General features: G+C 66.7%; 14 protein-coding genes. 10 read left to right on the plus strand and 4 right to left on the minus strand.

Going from position 1 to position 18,328, the window contains the following annotated elements; genetic code table 11:
* The 3 genes from C5689_RS14095 to C5689_RS14105 are packed head-to-tail and all read left to right on the plus strand — an operon-like array spanning position 1 to position 5,785.
* On the plus strand, positions 1-924 hold the full coding sequence (locus C5689_RS14095; RefSeq protein ID WP_108917908.1) for a DUF58 domain-containing protein: 924 nt from the start codon (positions 1-3) through the stop codon (positions 922-924).
* A complete protein-coding gene (locus tag C5689_RS14100; protein WP_108917909.1) occupies positions 924-3,707 on the plus strand; it encodes a DUF4159 domain-containing protein in 2,784 nt (927 codons plus the stop codon). Before C5689_RS14095 ends, C5689_RS14100 begins: the two co-directional genes overlap by 1 nt.
* On the plus strand, positions 3,704-5,785 hold the full coding sequence (locus tag C5689_RS14105; protein WP_108917910.1) for a hypothetical protein: 2,082 nt from the start codon (positions 3,704-3,706) through the stop codon (positions 5,783-5,785). The genes C5689_RS14100 and C5689_RS14105 overlap by 4 nt, the downstream gene beginning before the upstream one ends.
* Positions 5,786-5,939: 154 nt before the next feature.
* Here C5689_RS14105 and C5689_RS14110 read toward each other — a convergent pair whose 3' ends face one another.
* Positions 5,940-6,242, minus strand: a complete 303-nt coding sequence (locus tag C5689_RS14110; protein ID WP_244594708.1) for a hypothetical protein — start codon at positions 6,240-6,242, stop codon at positions 5,940-5,942.
* A gap of 81 nt (positions 6,243-6,323) precedes the next feature.
* Entirely contained in the window at positions 6,324-7,520 is a 1,197-nt protein-coding gene (gene metC / locus C5689_RS14115; protein ID WP_108917912.1) for a cystathionine beta-lyase, read from the minus strand.
* 139 nt (positions 7,521-7,659) lie between these two features.
* Between metC and C5689_RS14120 the strand changes: the two genes are divergently transcribed.
* A complete protein-coding gene (locus C5689_RS14120; protein ID WP_108917928.1) occupies positions 7,660-8,670 on the plus strand; it encodes an amino acid ABC transporter substrate-binding protein in 1,011 nt (336 codons plus the stop codon).
* An 8-nt stretch (positions 8,671-8,678) separates the two neighbouring features.
* Positions 8,679-9,629: a DUF817 domain-containing protein gene (locus C5689_RS14125; RefSeq protein ID WP_108917913.1), complete on the plus strand. Its 951-nt coding sequence runs from the start codon at positions 8,679-8,681 to the stop codon at positions 9,627-9,629.
* Here C5689_RS14125 and C5689_RS14130 read toward each other — a convergent pair.
* A complete protein-coding gene (locus tag C5689_RS14130; protein WP_108917914.1) occupies positions 9,608-10,162 on the minus strand; it encodes a DUF2478 domain-containing protein in 555 nt (184 codons plus the stop codon). The genes C5689_RS14125 and C5689_RS14130 overlap by 22 nt on opposite strands.
* Positions 10,163-10,326: 164 nt before the next feature.
* On the opposite strand from C5689_RS14130, the gene C5689_RS14135 reads away from it, so the two are divergent.
* Entirely contained in the window at positions 10,327-11,031 is a 705-nt protein-coding gene (locus C5689_RS14135; protein ID WP_108917915.1) for a hypothetical protein, read from the plus strand.
* Between the two features lie 12 nt (positions 11,032-11,043).
* The gene (locus tag C5689_RS14140; RefSeq protein WP_108917916.1) at positions 11,044-11,769 is read left to right on the plus strand and encodes a DnaJ domain-containing protein; all 726 of its coding nucleotides are present in this window, start codon (positions 11,044-11,046) and stop codon (positions 11,767-11,769) included.
* A 56-nt stretch (positions 11,770-11,825) separates the two neighbouring features.
* Here the strand turns inward: C5689_RS14140 and C5689_RS14145 are convergent, their stop codons facing one another.
* Positions 11,826-13,520, minus strand: coding sequence for an SPOR domain-containing protein (locus C5689_RS14145; protein WP_108917917.1), 1,695 nt, complete (start codon positions 13,518-13,520; stop codon positions 11,826-11,828).
* Positions 13,521-13,786: 266 nt separating this feature from the next.
* Here C5689_RS14145 and C5689_RS14150 point away from each other — a divergent pair, with 266 nt between their 5' ends.
* The 3 genes from C5689_RS14150 to C5689_RS14160 all read left to right on the plus strand — a co-directional run bounded on the left by C5689_RS14150 (position 13,787) and on the right by C5689_RS14160 (position 18,321).
* Entirely contained in the window at positions 13,787-14,128 is a 342-nt protein-coding gene (locus tag C5689_RS14150; RefSeq protein WP_018265355.1) for a phasin family protein, read from the plus strand.
* Positions 14,129-14,340: 212 nt separating this feature from the next.
* Positions 14,341-17,808, plus strand: a complete 3,468-nt coding sequence (gene dnaE / locus C5689_RS14155) for a DNA polymerase III subunit alpha (protein ID WP_108917918.1) — start codon at positions 14,341-14,343, stop codon at positions 17,806-17,808.
* A gap of 204 nt (positions 17,809-18,012) precedes the next feature.
* Complete coding sequence (locus C5689_RS14160; RefSeq protein ID WP_108917919.1) at positions 18,013-18,321, plus strand: GlsB/YeaQ/YmgE family stress response membrane protein; 309 nt, start codon at positions 18,013-18,015, stop codon at positions 18,319-18,321.
* Positions 18,322-18,328 lie beyond the last annotated feature (7 nt).

Below are 18,328 nucleotides of genomic sequence, written 5' to 3' on the forward strand. Positions count from 1 at the left end.
GTGGCGGGACCGGCGGTTTCCACCGAGGCTTTCGATATTTCCGAACGGCTCGCGCGCGCCCGCGGCGTGGACGCCGCCGAGCTCGCCGGCCGGCTGCCGGATATCGTCATCCGCGCGCGGGAGGTGGCGGCGACGGTCGTTCATGGCGCGCATGGCCGCCGCCGCGCCGGGACCGGCGAGAATTTCTGGCAGTTCCGGCCCTTCGGCGCCGGCGAGGCCGCGCATCGCATCGACTGGCGCCGCTCGGCGCGCGATGATCGGCTCTTCGTGCGCGAACGGGAATGGGAGGCCGCCCATTCCTATTTTCTGTGGATGGATTGCTCGCCCTCCATGGGTTTCGTCTCTTTGCTGGCGTTGGAGCCCAAGCTCGACCGCGCGCTGACGCTCGGCCTCGCGCTCGCCGACGTGCTCATGCGCGGCGGCGAAAGGATCGGGCTTCTCGGCCTCACGCATCCCATGTCGACGCGCGACATTATCGAGCGCCTCGCTCAGGCGCTCGTCTCGGCCGGTGCGTCGGCGCGCGGCGAATTGCCGGAGGGCGCGGCGCTCCCCGGCGGCGCCAAGGCGCTGCTGATCTCCGATTTTCTCTGCGATCCGCAGGCGCTCGCCGAGCGTCTGGCGGCGCTCGCGGGAAATGGCGCTGCGGGCGCGCTGCTGATGATCGCCGATCCGGTGGAGGAGACGTTTCCCTTCGAAGGCGAGACGATCTTTCTCGACACGGACAGCCGCGCGCAGCTGCGCGCCGGCCGCGCCCAATCCTGGCGCGAAGCCTATGTCGAGCGTCTGGCCCGGCATAGGGACGAGATCGCCAAAGCCGCCGCCGATGTCGGCTTCTCGCTGCATATCCATCGCACCGACCGTCCTGCGGCGGAGGCGGCATTGTCCCTGAGCTTTGCGCTCGCCTCGGGATTGGAGCGCGTCTGATGGGACTCACCTTCGCCGCGCCGCTCGCGCTCCTCGGGCTGCTCGCTCTGCCCGCCATTTATTTTCTGCTGCGGGTGACGCCGCCGCGCCCGCGCGAGATCGTGTTCCCGCCGATCCGCCTGCTCTTCGATCTGTTGCGCCGCGAGGAGACGCCCTCGCGCACGCCCTGGTGGTTATTGGCGCTGCGCCTCGCGCTCGCCGGCCTCGCCGTTCTGGCCATGGCCGGCCCGGCGTTGACGCCGGCGGCGACCGCTTCTTTTTCCGGCGCGCCGCTGCTGATCGCGATCGACGATGGCTGGCCGGCGGCGCCGGATTTCGAGGCCCGCATCGAGACGGCGCGCGCGCTCGTCGCCGACGCCGCGCGTTCCGGCGCGACTATCGCTCTTTTGCCCATGTCGCAGGCCGAGACCGCGCCGACGCGAGAGGATGGCGGCAAGATCGACGAGCGCCTGCGCGCGCTCGCGCCGCAACCTTTCGTCCCGGATCGCGCCGCCGCCGCCGCGCGGCTCGGCGAATTCGCGGCCACAAATCCGCACGGGCGCATTATCTGGATCGCCGATGGATTGGAGCAGGGCGGCGCGAGCCAATTCGCCAAAGCGCTGAGTTCGGCGTCCGCCGCCGGCGCGAAAGTCGAGACATTGACCAGCGATCATGTGCCCCGCGCGCTTCTCGCGCCGCAGAACACGGCCGCCGGCCTCGAGGTGGAAATCATACGCGCCGCCGCGGGCGCGCCCGCGTCCGGGGCGGTCTCCGCCTTCGACCAGCAGGGACGCGCGCTGGCGCAAGCGCGTTTCGATTTTTCGGGAGACAAAGCGAAAGCGCGCTTCGATCTGCCGATCGAATTGCGCAATGAGGCGGCGCTGCTGCGTCTCGACGGCGAGGCTTCGGCCGGCGCCGTGGCGCTGCTCGACGGGCGCTCCAAGGTTCGCCGTGTCGCCGTGCTGAGCGGCGTGAGCGCCGATCTCGCGCAGCCTTTGCTGGAGCCGCAATTTTATCTGCAAAAAGCCTTCGCGCCTTTCGCCGAGGTGCGCGAGCCGCGGCCGGGCGCCGCCGATCCGCTGCCCCAGCTCATCGCCGAGCAGCCCAATATCGTCGCCCTCGCCGATATCGGCGCGCTGCCGCGCGACGCGCATGAGGCGCTGATCCATTTCGTCGAGGAGGGCGGTGTGCTGCTGCGCTTCGCCGGTGCGCGCCTCGCCAACGCCGGCGACGATCTCACGCCCGTGCGCTTGCGCCGCAACGGCCGCGTGCTCGGCGGCGCCATGTCCTGGGACACGCCGAAAAAGCTCGCGCCCTTCGATCCTTCGAGTCCCTTCTATGGGCTCGCGGTTCCCGACGAGGTGACGGTGACGCGTCAGGTTCTCGCCGAGCCGGAGCCGGGCCTGCCGGCCAAGACCTGGGCGGCGCTCACCGACGGCACGCCGCTCGTCACCGCCGAGCGGCGGGGTAAAGGGCTCATCGTACTGTTCCATGTGAGCGCCGACGCCGCCTGGTCCAATCTGCCGATCTCGGGTCTTTTCATCGACATGCTGCACCGAATCGCCGCCGAGAGCGGCGAGGCCGCCGCCCGCCGCGCCGAGGATGGCCCGCGCAGCGACGCGCCGGCTCTGGCGCCGCTCGCCATTCTGGACGGACGCGGCCGTCTCGGCGCGCCGCCGCCCACCGCCCGGCCGATCGGCGCCGATTATGACGGCGGCGCCAATCGCGAGCATCCGCCGGGCTTCTATGGCGTCGCCGATGCGCCCATCGCCGTGCAGCCGCTGCGCGCGGGCGATGATCTGCACGCTTTCGATTTTTCGGGGCAGGGGCTCGCCGTCTCCGCTCTGCGCGCCGGCGCGCCGATCGATCTGCGTCCTTGGCTGCTCTGCCTCGTCTTCCTCGCGCTGCTCGCCGATTGGCTGATCCTGCTCGCAATGTCCGGCGCATTGCGCCGCGCCGCGCCGATCGCTCTCGGCGCTTTTTGCGCGCTGGCCGTTCTGAGCGCCGCGCCGCAGGGCGCCCGCGCCAAGGATGCGCCCTCGGCCTCGGCCGCTTCGCCGCGCGACCGCGAGGCGGCGCTGACGACGCGGCTCGCCTATGTGGTCTCCGGCGACGCCCGCGTCGACGAGGCCAGCAAGCTCGGCCTCGGGGCTCTGTCGCGCGCGCTCAATCAGCGCACCTCCTTCGCGCCCGGAGCGCCGGTCGGCGTCGATCCGGCGCGCGACGAATTGGCCTTTTATCCGATGCTCTATTGGCCGATCGTCGCTTCCGCGCCGCTGCCTGCGGCGCAAGCGATCGCCAAGGTCGATCTCTATCTCAAGCAGGGCGGCACCATCGTCTTCGACACGCGCGACGCGCTCACCGCGCATGAGGGCGGGCCGCCGACGCCGGAGACGCAATGGCTGCGCGATCTGACGCGCAATCTCGACATTCCGCCGCTCGAAGTGACGCCGCGCGATCACGTCATCACCAAGACGTTTTATCTGCTCGACAATTTCTACGGCCGCACGATCAATGGCAAGACCTGGGTAGAGGCGCTGCCGCCCGAGAGCAAGGACGATCCGGCGCGCCCCGTGCGTGCGACCGACAGCGTCTCGTCCGTCGTCATCACCTCCAATGATCTCGCCGGCGCCTGGGCGGCGGATCGCAACGGCCAGCCGCTCTACACGTTGACGCCGGGCGGCGCGCGCCAGCGTGAGCTCGCCATACGCGGCGGCGTCAATCTCGTGATGTATACGCTGACCGGCAATTACAAATCCGATCAGGTCCATGTTCACGACCTATTGGAGCGGCTCGGCCAATGAGCGAGCTTTCCCTCGCCTTCACGCCGCTGCTGCCCTGGCCGGCGCTCGCCGCTCTGAGCGTCGCCGCGATTGTCGTCGCGCTCTTGTCGCTGCGCGCGGGCGGGCGCGGCGCGCCTCTGCGGCTCGCGACATTGGCGCTGGTGCTGCTCGCGCTCACCGATCCGTCGCTGCTGCGCGAGCAGCGCGAGCCTTTGAAGACGATCGTTCCCATCGTGCTCGACCGCAGCGAGAGCCAGAGCTTCGGCGAGCGCATGGCGCAAACCGAGGCGGCAAAGGCCGCGCTCGAGCCGGCGCTGCAGAAGCTCGGCGACATAGAGCCGCGCTTCATCGACGCCGCGCGTCCCGGCGCAGAGGCCGACGGCACAAGATTGTTCCAGGCTCTGGAAGAAGGGCTGAAGGACGTTCCGCGCGAGCGCATCGGCGCCGCCATCATGGTGACGGACGGAATCGTTCACGACATACCGGCGAGCGCCGCCGCGCTCGGCTTCAAGGCTCCGCTGCATGTGCTCGTCACCGGCCATGAGGGCGAGCGCGACCGTAGGCTCGAACTCATCGAGGCGCCGCGCTTCGGCATTGTCGGCAAGGATCAGACGATCCGCGCGCGCGTCGTCGACAGCAATCTCGGCGGCAAGGAGCCGGTCGTCATCGCGACGCGCCGCGACGGCGAGGCGCTGGAGCCGATCGTCGCCCGCGCTGGCGAGATCGTCGATATTCCGGTGCGCGTGGCGCATGGCGGCGCCAATGTCGTCGAGCTGGAGGCGCCGACGCTGCCGGGCGAGTTGACCGCGGTCAACAACAAGGCCGTCGTCACGATCGAGGGCGTGCGCGACAAGCTGAAAGTTCTGCTCGTCTCCGGCGAGCCCAATCCCGGCGAGCGCAGCTGGCGCAATCTCTTGCGCTCGGACGCCAATGTCGATCTCGTGCATTTCACCATTCTGCGGCCGCCGGAGAAGCTCGACGGCACGCCGCCGCACGAGCTCTCGCTGATCGCCTTTCCGACAGCCGATCTCTTCGGCCGCAAGATCAACGAATTCGATCTCATCATCTTCGATCGCTATTCGAACCAGACGATCCTTCCCTCGGTCTATTTCGACAATATCCTGCGCTATGTCGACAATGGCGGCGCCTTTCTGGTCGCGACCGGGCCGGATTTCGCGACCGTGCAAGGGCTCTATTACTCGCCGCTGGAGAGCATTATTCCGGCGCGGCCGGACGGCTCGCTCTATGAGCGCGCCTTTCGCGCAAAGGTGAGCAAGGAGGGCGAGAAGCACCCGGTCACGCGCGGGCTCGCGGGCGCGAAGAATCCGCCGTCCTGGGGCGAGTGGTTCCGCCAGGTCGATACGGAAGTGGTGAAGGGCAATCCGATCCTCACCGGCGCCAATGACAAGCCGCTGCTCGTGCTCTCGCGCGAGGGCAAGGGGCGCGTCGCCGCGCTGCTCACCGATCAATTGTGGCTGTGGGCGCGCGGCTATCAGACCGGCGGCCCGCATATCGATCTGATGCGCCGCCTCGCCCATTGGCTGATGAAGGAGCCCGACCTCGAGGAGGAGGCGCTGCGCGCCAGCGCCCATGGCCACGATATAGAGATCGAGCGCCAGAGCCTCGAGGAGAATGTCGCGCCGGTGACGATGACGACGCCCTCGGGCGCGATCTCGCAGATCACGCTCGCGCCCGGCGAGCCCGGCCTGTCGCGCGCGCATCATCTGGCGAAGGAGATGGGGCTCTATCGTTTTCAGAGCGGCGAGCTGACGGCGCTCGTCAATGTCGGCCCGGAGAATCCGCGCGAGCTTCGCGAGGTGGTTTCCACTCCCGAGAAGCTGCGGCCTCTCGCCGAGGCGAGCGGCGGCACAGTGCGACGTCTGTCGAAAGACAGGGGCGGCGGCGCGGTCATTCTCCCCCGCATCGTCGAGATGCGGGAAGCCTCGGTCTTCGGCGGCGCGGATTACATCGGAGTCAAGCGCACAGGCGCGAGCGCGCTGATCGGCGTCGAGACGGCGCCGCTGGCGATCGGCCTATGGGGTCTCGTGGCGCTGCTCGGCGTGATCGTGCTGGCCTGGGCCTGGGAAGGCCGCCGCTGACGGGGAGCATGGGAGCGGACGCAAAAACGCCCCGCCTGTTCATCCGATGTCGGGGCGTCGATTGCGGCCGGCCGAGACTTCGGTCGATCGGTCTGCTCGAGGAAATAGGCGCTGATTTTGCCGATGCAAGAGAGGCGGATTCTTCTGCGTCCCCTCAGCAATCGCCGAAGCGTCGCGTCTCCGGGAACCTCGCCAGAAACGCCCGCAGCACCACGAGCTGATCGGCCGCGCGGTGCTTCAGTCCGAGGTCCAGAAAACCGTCGAGATCGGCGACGATGAGATTGCGCACGGCGGACGGACCACGTCCGAGGCCGAGCAGATAGGAGGCGAGCAGCGCGTCATGCTGGGCCGAAGGCCGCACGCCGGACATCACCTCGTTGGACGTCGGCGCGGCATCGAAAGCTCTGCGTTGCGCATACATGAAACCGTTCCCCTCGAGCTCGCCGCTCCGCGACATTCCGTCGCGTCTCTCCCCGTCAGTAAGCGCTTTCGCCGATAGGGGAAATCGGGGGGAATTACGTATTTCGGCCGTTCGAATTCATGGGGTTTGCGCCGCCGCGCGCAACCGCGCGAAACCAAGGCTCAGATCTTCTTTCAGATCGTCCAAATCCTCGAGCCCGATCGAGAGCCGTATCGCCGGGCCGCCGGGCGTCCACTGCGTCGCCGTGCGATAGGAGGCGCAGTCGAAGGGCAGAGCGAGACTCTCGAAGCCGCCCCAGGAATAGCCGAGGCCGAACAGCTCCAGCCCATCCAGCATGGCGGCGACGGCCTCCGGCGGAACCGGCTTCAAAATGAAGGAGAACAGGCCTGTCGAGCCGAGAAAATCGCGCTTCCACAATGCATGATCGGGATGGCTCTCGAGCGCTGGGTGAATGACATGCGCGACCTCTTCGCGCGCCTCCAGCCAGCGCGCCATTTCGAGCCCGGCGCGTTCGGCCTCGCGCAGGCGCAATTCCATCGTCCGCATCCCGCGCAGAGCGAGAAAGACATCTTCCGGGCCGGGGCAGATGGCGAAGGCGTCGTAAGCGGCGCGCAGGCGCCGCGCCCATTTGTCATTGGCCGAGACGAGGCCGAGCAGAAGATCGGAATGGCCGCCGAGATATTTGGTGCCGGCCTCGATCGAAAGATCGACGCCGCGTTCATGCGGCGGAAAAAAGAGCGGCGTCGCCCATGTGTTGTCGAGGATGACGCAGGCGCCTTTCGCATGGGCGATCTCGGCGAGGGCGGGGATATCCTGCACCTCCAGCGTCTGCGAGCCCGGGGATTCGGTCAATATGGCCGTCGTGTTCGGCCGCATCAGAGCGGCGATATCGGCGCCGATGCGCGGATCGTAATAGCTCGTCTCGACGCCGAGGCGCTTCAGCACGCTGTCGCAGAACATGCGCGCCGGCAGATAGCAGGAGTCGGTGACGAGCAGATGGTCGCCGGACTTCAGCGCCGTCAGCAGAGCGATGGCGATCGCCGCGAGGCCGGAGGGGACGGCGACAGCCTCCGCCGCGCCGGCGATATCGATCCAAGCCTCCTCCAGCGCGCGAATCGTCGGCGTGCCCTTGGTGGCGTAAGTATAGGCGCCGCGATTGGCGAGGAGCGACGCCGTGTCGGGAAACAGCACGGTGGAGCCGCGATAGATCGGCGTGTTGACGAAGCCGAATTGTTCGGAGGGCGCGCGCCCCGCATGGGCGAGGCGGGTGCGGCTTTTCTTTTTTCGCCCAGATTGTCCTCTAGTCTCGCTCATGTCTCGCCCATCGGTTCGTCGAACGGATTTGCGGCGGCCGACCGCGCGCCGCAGTATAGGCTGCTCGCGCAGGACATGGGCGATAGAGAAGGATTTGTCCAATGATCGTCCGCCGCACACGCCGCGACCCGAGGAGCCGATGATCTTTCCGTTCCGCTTCCTCGTCATCGCCTCATCTCTGCTTCTCGCCGCCGCTGCGCAGGCCTCGACGCTCGAGCAGGCGCAAAAGCGCGGCTTTCTGATCTGCGGCGCGAGCAATGGCCTGCCGGGCTTCGCGCATCAGGACGAGGCCGGCCGCTGGAGCGGCTTCGACGTCGATTTCTGCCGCGCGCTCGCCGCCGCCATTTTCGACGATCCGGAAAAAATGCGCTTCGTGACGCTCTCCGCCAAGGATCGCGTGAAGGCGCTGCAATCGGGCGTCGTCGATCTCCTGGCGCGCGGCGCCGCTTGGACGCTGGCGCGCGACGCCGGGCAGGGGCTCTCTTATGCGGCGATCAGCTTTTTCGACGGACAGGGATTTCTCGCGCGCAAAAAATCCGTCGCCGCGCTGCGCGATCTCGGCGGCCTCTCCGTCTGCGTGCAGCAGGGCACGCCCTTCGAGCTCGATCTCGTCGATTTTCATCGCGAGGGCGTGAAGCCGATCGAGCCCAAGCTCTTTCCGACATTCGAGGAGGCGGCCAAGGCCTATTCCGAGGCCAAATGCGAGGCGCTGACCGCCGATCTCTCGACGCTCGCCGCCAAGCGGCAAGAGCTGGCCGCGCCGGCCGAACATGCGATTCTGCCCGAGCTCATCGACAAGGAGCCGCTCGGCCCCATCGTGCGGCAGAGCGACGACCAATGGTTCGACATCGTGCGCTGGACGCATTTCGCCATGGTCGATGCGGAAGAGCTGGGCGTGACCTCCGCCAACGCCGACGAGCAGCTGAAATCGGCCGATCCGCGCGTGCGGCGCCTGCTCGGCGTCGACGGCGGCCGCGTGGATGGGCTGGGGCTCGAGGCCGATTGGGTCTATCGCATCGTCAAGCACGTCGGCAATTACGGCGAGGCCTTCGAGCGCAATCTCGGCGCCGGCTCGCCCATCGGCCTGGAGCGAAGGCTCAATGCGCTGTGGACCAAGGGCGGGCTGATGTATGCGCCGCCGGTGCGGTGAGCGGGGATATGGAGCCGGGATTCTTCGATCCTCGCGCGAGCGCGGCGGCGCAATGGGCGTCATTGGCGCGCTTCGCCATCGCCGAGGCGCGCCTCGCGCGCTGGGCGTCGCAGCGGCCATTGCGGCGCCTGACGTACGAGTTTTTACGCTTCGGCGTGAAGCAGGCATGGTCGTGCCTGTTCGGTTTTCTGATGGTTGGGCTGCTGATCGCGACGCATTTCTTCTATCCGCGCGAATTTTTCCTCGCGCGCTATGATTTTCTCTTCCTCGCCGCGCTCGCCATCCAGGCGCTGCTGCTCGCGACTCGTTTCGAGAGCCTGCAGGAAGCCAAGGTGATTCTGCTGTTTCATCTCGTCGGCACGGCGATGGAGGTCTTCAAAACCGCGGTCGGCTCCTGGATCTACCCCGATCCGGCCTTTTTCCGCATCGGCGGCGTTCCGCTCTTCACCGGCTTCATGTATGCGGCGATCGGCAGCTATATGATGCGCGCCTGGGTGGCGTTCGATTTCCGCTTCATCCGCCATCCGCCGATTTGGATGGTCGCCGCGCTCGCCGCGGCGATCTACGCCAATTTCTTCCTGCACCATTACCTGTGGGATTTGCGGATCGCGCTGTTCGCGGCGACGGCGGCGCTGTTCGCACGCACCTGGATCTATTACCGCGTGCATCATAGCTGGCGGTCGATGCCGCTGCTGCTGGCGGCGTTGCTCGCCGCGAGCTTCATCTTTCTCGCCGAGAATGTCGGAACCTTTACCCGTACCTGGCTCTATCCGAGCCAGCTCGCGGTCTGGGCGCCGGTCGGCGCGGCCAAGCTCGGCTCATGGTTCTTGTTGCAGATCGTGAGCTATGCGCTGGTCATCGCGGTCAAGCAGCCGCGCGAGCCGGACGCCGAGCCGCTGGAGCTTTCACGCGAGCGTCATCGCCGCCGCTTGGCGGATCATTCCGCGCCGGTGAGCTGAGCCTTTTGCGCGCGCTCCCACCAGGCGAAGAGCGCATCGAGATCGTGCGCGAGGAATTCCGCCAGCGGGCCGGCGAATTGGCGCCACTCTTCGACGTAATGCGGCGACACTGCCGTCACCACCGGAACCTTCGCCATCATGGACGCGCGGAAAGCGTCGGCGAGGCCGCCGCGCGAGGCCTCCTGCTTACTGAATTTGCTGATGACGACGAGATCGACGCCCTCGGCGACGCGCCGCTCTATCGATGCGCAGGCGAGCGCCAATTCGCTCGAGTCGAGATTGCAGGCGACCGAGCCGGCCCCCAAATCCTGCGAGATCGCATAGAGCGCGCCATCGGCGACGTCACGCAGCACGATGCGGCTGCGGCCGGTCGCTTCGTCGAGGATGCGCGCCTGAGTGACGCCGGCGACGCGCGCTCCGCTCTCGGCGAGACGCTGCGCGAAATCGGCGATCAGCGCCTGCGCCTGAGCGCTCGGCTCGCCGGGAAGGGCGGCGATCGGCGCCGTTGCAGGCAAGGAAGCGTAAAGGGTCATCTCATGTCTCTCACGTCGCGATTTCGGTCGAAAGACGTGGCGGACTCGCCTATCCTCGCATGGTCGATAGGCGGCCGGCCTTGCTCGGCGAGGCTCGCGCCTCTTGTCATTCCGGGGCGGCGACCGATCTGATATAAACGGTCAGGGACGCGACGTGAACAGCCGTGAGCGATGAACGAGGCAATGCGCCGCTTTCTCCCTCTGCGCGGGCGCAGGCGGTGGAAGCGTTCATTCGGGAGGCGCGGCGCGTCGGCGCAGCGGCCGAGCGGGGCCGGCTGATCTTCGCGCTCGACGCCACCATGAGCCGTCAGCCGACATGGGATCTCGCGCAATCGCTGCAGGGCCGCATGTTCGAGGAGACGGCGGCGCTCGGCGGGCTCGATGTGCAGCTCGTGTATTTTCGTGGCTTCGGCGAATGCCGCGCGTCGAACTTCGTCGGCGGCGGGCAGGGGCTCGCGGCGCTGATGGCGAAAATCTCCTGTCGCGGCGGCCGCACGCAGATCGCCAAAGTGTTTCGTCATACGCTCGAGGAAACGAGCGCGCGCCGCATCGGCGCTCTCGTTTTCGTCGGCGATGCGATGGAGGAGAATGTCGACGAACTCTGCGAGCTCGCCGGCCGGCTCGGCCTTCTCGGCGTCAATGCCTTCATGTTCCATGAGGGCGTCGATGCGCAGGCCGGGGACGCTTTTCGCGAGATCGCGCGGCTGAGCGGCGGCGCCTATGCCGCTTTCGACGCCTCGGCGCCGCGCCGCCTCGCCGAACTTTTGTCGGCCGCCGCGGCTTATGCGGCCGGCGGACTGGCCGAGCTCGAACGGCGCGCTACAAAAGGCGAGGACGCTGCGCGTCTTCTTCTGTCACAGATGGGGTGAGGAGCCCGCTTCATGCCGGTTCTGATCGGATTTCTCGCATTGATCCTCGCGCTCTACGGCTTGCGCATGTTCACGCGCGCTTCGCCCGCGGCCATGGCCCGCACGATACGCAAGGGCGGCGGCGCGGCGACGATCGCGCTCGGCCTGTTCTTCATTTTGCGCGGGCGCATAGACATCGGCCTGCTGCTGGCCTCGGCCGGCATGTGGCTCTTCGGCGCCTTCTCGCGCGGGGTCAAGCGCTTCGGCCACGCGAGCGCCGGCGGCGGCGTGTCGCGCGTGCGCTCCGCCATGATCGAGATGGAGCTCGACCATGCGAGCGGCTCCATCCGCGGCACGATCCTCGCCGGCAAGGACGAGGGCAAAAGGCTCGACGCGCTGACGCGATCGGCGGTGATGGAGCTCTACCGCCATTGCCGCAACGTCGACCCGGAAGGCGCGCGTCTCCTAGAGGTGTATATGGACCGCCGGTTTGCCGGCTGGCGTCAGACAGGAGACGGTCGACGCGACGCGGGGGGCGCCGATGCGGGCGGCGTCGGACCAGGCCGCCGCGGCGGCACGATTTCGGAAGATGAGGCCTATGAAATTCTGGGCCTCAAAAAGGGAGCGGCGCGCCAGGACATTGCGCGGGCGCACCGCGATCTGATGAAGAAGCTTCATCCGGACCATGGCGGGACGACCGATCTCGCGGCCCGGGTCAACGAAGCCAAAGATGTCCTCATGCGTCGTCATCATCATTGAAGCTCGACCTTGTTCGCTCGACGCTCGTCGCTCTTTTTGAAAAATAGGTCGGTGAATCAATTTTTCGTCGTGAAACAGGAGAAACCGGAGCGCTTCAGCGCGCGACAGGCGGTCTCCGCGCTCTTCTCCTCGAGCCCGGCGAAACGGGCGCGATAGAGCGTTTCCCGGCCCTTCTGCACTTTTTCGGTGAAGGCCTTGGCGGTGGCCGGCACGCCTTTGGCGCGGGCGCGGGAGAGCAGCTGCTGGGCCTTTTCCGCATCGTCGGTGGCGCCGATCTGAATCATCCAGCCGGAATGATTCGGCCGCGCCTGCTCGGCCTTGGACGGCTCGCCGCGATCGCTACGGGCGACGAGCGTGCGATCCGTATCCGTCATGCGGGCGGGCAGCGCATTCGGCGTCGTAACGGCGGCCAGCTTGGTCGCATGTCCGGCTTTGGCGGCGGTGGAGCCGTCCGTCGTCGCGCGGGCTCCGTCGCGACGCGCGGGCTCCGGCTGGCGGCGGCCGGCGTGCACGGGAGCGGGTTCTGCGGCCTTATGTCCGCCGGCGACGAAGGCCGGACGAATTTTGTCGGCGCGCTCGGGCGTCGGAACCGCGAGAAGCGGCGGCGCCGAGGCGAGCGCCATAACGCGCGGCGCAAGAGCAGGAGCAGCAGCAGGAGCCGGCGCAGCGGGGGCCGTAACGGCTGCGGCGACGATGGGCGTCTCTTCTTTCTCCTCTTCGGCTCTGGCGATCGGAGCCGGAGCGGGCTCGCCTTCCGAGATGGCGCGCGCGGTGCGGACCGCGGCGCCGTCGCCGATATGCTCGGCGATGAGCCCGGCCATGACGCGGTCGCGGGCGGCGGCGGTGCGGCCGCCCATGACGACGGCGACGATATGATGGCCGTCGCGCCGCACCGAGGTCAAGAGATTGAAGCCGGAGGCGTGGGTATAGCCGGTCTTGATGCCGTCGACGCCGCGAATCTGCCCGAGCAGATGATTGTGATTGCGATGCGACTGGCCGCGCCAGACGAAGGCGTGGGTGGAGAAATAGCGATAATAGCGGGGGAAGCGGTCCTGGATCGCGCGGCCGAGCACGGAGAGATCATGCGCCGTGGTGATCTGCTCGTCATTGGGCAGGCCCGAGGCGTTGGCGTAATGGGTGCGGCTCATGCCGAGCTGATGCGCCTTTCGGGTCATCATATCGGCGAAGGTCTCTTCGTCGCCGGCGATGTTCTCGGCGATGGCTGCGGCGATATCGTTCGCCGATTTGGTGACGACGGCCTTGATGGCGCTGTCGACGTCGATGGTCTGGCCGGGCGCGAGGCCGAGCTTGGTCGGCGCCTGCGCCGCTGCGTGGGAAGAGATGACGAGCGGCGAATCGAGCCGCAGCCGGCCCTTCTCGAGTTGCTCGAACAAAAGATAGAGCGTCATCACCTTGGTGACGGAGGCGGGGTGGCGCAGCTCGTGCTCGTTGCGCGCATAGAGCGTGCGGCCGCTATTGGCGTCGACGACGATCGCCGCGAAGGCCGGACCGCCGCCGCTTGCGGTCGAAGCGCCGCGCCGCGCCGCATGGGACAGATGGGCGCCGCCGCGCCGATGATGCGCGGCATGGTGAATGAAGCTGTGACGCGCGTGATAGGCCCGGCCGGAATGGTGATGGCGCCTCGCCTCGGCGGGGGCGGCGAATAGCGCTGACAAGGCCGCGATCGCCGCGACCAACGCCACCACCCATTTCCAACGCTCGAGCCCATCGGCGACGCCACGCTTCGTCATCTATCCAGATCCCGTTCACTTGCCCCGTCATGCGCTCACGGCGGTCCGGTCCACACGGGCGTTGCCGAAAAGCCACATGATTACAATCTTACCGATGCGAGGTTACCCCCTGGTTAAGGCGAAAGCCGTTCGGGATTGTGGTTTTGCATCGCAACATTGTTATTGACTTCGATTGTGCAATGCATATAAGTTGATCTTGTCAACTGAGCGCAAGGAGTCCGCCAAGGGGCGAAGGCCGGAAAGCGCTCGATACGAGGACGAAACCGATGGTTGCCACTTTCGAAAGCGTTCAGCAGCTGGGCAAGGAGCAATTCGAAGCGGCGTCCGCGGCCGCGGCAGCCCTCACCAAGGGCTGGCAGACCATTGCGGCGGAGACGACCGATTATTCGAAGAAATCCTTCGAAAAGAGCCGCCTCCTCGCGGAAAAGCTGATCGGCGTCAAGAAGATCGACGAAGCCCTCCAGTTGCAGTCGGATTACGCCAAGGGCGCGTACGAGGACTTCATCGCCGAGGCGACCAAGCTCGGCGAGCTCTATTCCAGCCTCGCCAAGGAAGCGTTCAAGCCGGTCGAAGCGGCGGCGACGAAAGTCTATTCCGCGGGCGAGTGATCGCCGGCGAGACACGTCCTCGACAAGAGTCTCGGAAAAGCCGGGCGGAGCTTCCTCCGCCCGGCTTTTCGTTTATCGCCTCTGCGGCGCCGCAGTAAAATCACCTAGCCTGTGCGTAAAATCCAGGAGACGCGACGCGTGCGTTGCGAATCCCCGCGCTGCGGCGCGATAAGATCGCCGGAGGCGCATGAGGCGTCGCAGGAGGCGGTCCAATGAGCGCGATCGACGATGTCGGCTTCGTTCATCTACATGTTCACACCGCTTTCTCGCTGCGCGAAGGCGCGCTGACCCTCACCCGCGTCATCGATCTGGCCCAGAAGGACCAGATGCCGGCGCTCGCCGTCACCGATACGGATAATCTCTTCGGCGCGCTGGAGTTTTCCGAAAAGGCCGCCAAGGTCGGCGTGCAGCCGATTCCAGCCGTTCAGCTCACTGTCGATTTCGGCGACGGGACGCAGAGCGCCCTCGGCGCCGCCGATGGGCGCGGCCATATCGTCTTGATCGCGCAATCGGAGCAGGGCTATTCCAATCTGATGCGGCTCGCCTCGCGCGCCTATCTCGAGCCGGCGCAGGGGGAGGCCTCCCATGTCTCGCTGACGAGCCTCGCCGAAAGCTGCGAGGGGCTGATCGCCCTCACCGGCGGCTCGGAGGGCGGGATCGACACGCTCTTCGCCAAGGGCCGGGCGGAGCAGGCGCTGGCGCGTCTCGAGGCGCTGCTGCCGCTCTTCGACGGCCGGCTCTATGTCGAGATTCAGCGCCACGGCCTCGATCAGCAGCGGCGCGTCGAGCCGCAATTGCTCGATCTCGCCTATCGGCGCGGCCTGCCTCTGGTCGCCACCAACGAGCCCTTTTTCGCCACGGCGGCAGATTTCGAGGCGCATGACGCGCTGCTCTGCATCGCCGAGGGCACTGTGACCAGCGTCGCTGAGCGACGGCGGCTCTCGCCGCAGCATTATTTCAAGACGCGCAAGGAGATGCGCGAACTCTTCGCCGATCTCCGCGAGGCGACGGATTCGACGGTCGAGATCGCGCGGCGGGTCGCCTTTCGTCCGCTGACGCGCAAGCCCATCATGCCGCGCTTCATGCTGGACGGGGAAGGGGGCGGGGAATCCCTCGAGGATATAGAAGCGCGCGAATTGCGCCGGCAGGCGAAGGAAGGCCTCGAGGCGCGCCTCCTCGTGCAGCCGCCCGCGCCGGGGCAGACGCGCGAGACCTATGACGCGCGCCTCGAATTCGAGCTCGACACGATCGAGAAAATGCGTTTTCCGGGCTACTTCCTGATCGTCTCGGATTTCATCAAATATGCGAAATCACAAGGGATTCCGGTCGGGCCGGGGCGCGGCTCGGGCGCGGGATCGCTGGTCGCCTATGCGCTGACCATCACCGATCTCGATCCTCTGCGCTTCGGCCTCTTCTTCGAGCGCTTCCTCAATCCCGAACGCATGTCGATGCCGGATTTCGACATCGACTTCTGCCAGACGCGACGCGGCGAGGTCATCGATTATGTCCGCGAGCGCTATGGCGCCGAGAAAGTGGCGCAGATCATCACCTTCGGCTCGTTTTTGGCCCGAGGCGTGCTGCGCAGCGTCGGCCGCGTGCTGGAAATGCCGCTGGGGCAGGTCGACAAGCTCGCCAAGCTGGTGCCGCAGAACCCCGCCAAGCCGGTGACTTTGGCCGAGGCCGTCGCCGGCGAGCAGAAATTGCGCGAGGCGATCGACGAGGACGGAAAAGTCGCCCGCCTGTTCAAAATAGCGGCGTCGCTCGAAGGGCTCTATTCCAACGCCTCTACTCACGCCGCCGGCGTCGTCATCGGCGACAGGCCGCTGGATGCGCTGGTGCCGCTCTATCGCGATCCGAAATCCGATATGCCGGCCACCCAGTTCAATATGAAATGGGTGGAGCCGGCCGGCCTCATCAAATTCGACTTCCTCGGCCTCAAGACACTGACCGTGCTGGCGACCGCCGTCGATCTGGTGCGCCGGCGCGCGCCGGATTTCGATCTCGCAGGCATCCCGCTCGACGACGCCGAGACTTACGAAATGCTCGGCCGCGGCGAGACGGTGGGCGTGTTCCAGCTGGAAAGCGCGGGCATGCGCAAGGCGCTGGTCGAGATGCACGCCGACCATTTCGAGGACATCATCGCTCTCGTCGCCCTCTACCGGCCGGGTCCTATGGCCAATATCCCGACCTATTGCGCGGTAAAGCTCGGCGATGAGGAGCCGGATTACATCCACCCCAAGATCGAGCACATCTTAAAGGAGACGTTCGGCGTCATCATCTACCAAGAGCAGGTGATGCAGATCGCTCAGGTCCTCTCCGGCTATTCGCTGGGCGAGGCCGATCTGCTCCGCCGCGCCATGGGCAAGAAGATCAAGGCCGAAATGGACGCCCAGCGCGAGCGCTTCGTCACCGGCGCGGTGGAGCGCGGCCTCACGGCGCAAAAGGCCAGCGATATCTTCGACCTGCTGGCGAAATTCGCCGATTACGGCTTCAACAAGAGCCATGCGGCGGCTTATGCGCTGATCGCCTATCAGACCGCCTGGTTCAAGGCGCATTATCCGGTGGAGTTTTTGGCCGCCTCCATGACGTTGGACAAGGGCAACACCGACAAGCTCGCCGAATTCCGCAATGAGGCGCGACGGCTCGGCATTGCGGTGGAGCCGCCTTCCATCCGCCGCTCGGGCGTCGATTTCGACGTCGCGCCGGGCGTCGACGGCAATCTCGCCATTCGCTACGCGCTCTCCGCCGTGAAGGGCGTCGGCGAGGGGCAGGCGGCGTCCATTGTGCGCACGCGCGGCGCCGCGCCTTTCCGCAATCTCTCGGAGTTCGCGCGACGGATCAATCCGCGTGAGGTCAATAAGAAGGTGCTGGAGAATCTCGCCTGCTGCGGCGCCTTCGACGAACTGGACGCCGACCGCGCCCGCGTCGTCGGCGCGATCGAGACTGTACTCGCCTGCGCCAATCGCTGCGCCGAAGATCGGCAGGCCGGGCAGAATGCGCTGTTCGGCGGCGCGGAGGCGGAGGAGGAGCTGGTCCTGCCCAAGAGCCAGCCCTGGACGGCGTCGGAAAAGCTGAAGCGCGAATTCGACGCCGCCGGTTTCTTCCTCTCCGGCCATCCGCTCGACGCCTATGCGAGCGTGCTCGGCCGGCTGCGGCTGACGCGCTGGGCGGAGTTCATCATCGCGGTGAAGCGCGGCGCCAGCGCCGGTCGGCTCGCGGCGGTGGTTCTCGACCGCGCCGAGCGGCGCACCAAATCGGGCTCCAAAATGGGCGTGGTCCAGCTCTCGGACGACAGCGGGCAGTATGAGGCGATCCTGTTTCAGGAAGGGCTCAACCAGTATCGCGACCTTTTGGAAAAGGGCGCGACCGTGCTGGTGACGCTCTCCGCCGCGCTCGAGGGCGAGGATGTGCGGGCGCGCATCACCGAGGTTCAGCCGCTCGCGGCCGCCGCCGCCAAGGCGCAAAAAGGGCTGCGCATCTTCCTTCAGGACGCCGCGCCGCTCGATGCGCTGAAGTCGCGGCTGGCGACGCGCGGCGAGGGTGAAGTGTCGATCGTCGTGGCGCTGGAGCGCATGGCGAGCGAGGTGGAGATCAAGCTGCCGGGGGGCTATTCCGTCTCGGCCGATGTCGCCGGCGCGCTGAAGACGATCCCCGGCGTGCTCGCCGTGGAGCATGTGTGAGGCGCAGGGTTGATAGCTCATCTATGACATTAGATATTAATGCTTATTTATTGAGATAACTAAGCAATATTGCTGATACGAAACTTCGCCTCGGCGATCTCGCCGACGGCCTGCGACGCTGCGCCTCTTCTTGTCGGCGCAGGAGGCTCCTATCTTGAAGCAGGGCTCGTGTGAGGCGACGCCCGCTCGATCGGGGTGGCGGAAATGGACGCTGCGATCGCTTTTCTCGGAAGGCTCGACGCGGGCTTTCTGCCCCTCGTCGTCATCGGCGCGCTCGGCGGCTGGCTCGTCGGCGCCCTGCTACGCGGCTCCGATCAGCTCTTCGCAGATATGGCGATCGGCGTCGTCGGCGCGTGGCTCGGAGCGCAATTCGCCGAGTTCTGCGGGCTTGCTCTCGATGCCTCGCTCGGCCATTTCCTCGCTGGCCTGCTCGGGTCCATAATCAGCGTCTCGCTCTGGGCGCGAGTCGACGGCGGAGCTCCCCTCCGGCCGGACCAAAGGCCGAGACATTAGGCAAAGC

The sequence above is a fragment of the Methylosinus sporium genome (assembly GCF_003113265.1).
In the GTDB taxonomy this organism is placed as follows: Bacteria; Pseudomonadota; Alphaproteobacteria; order Rhizobiales; family Beijerinckiaceae; genus Methylosinus; species Methylosinus sporium.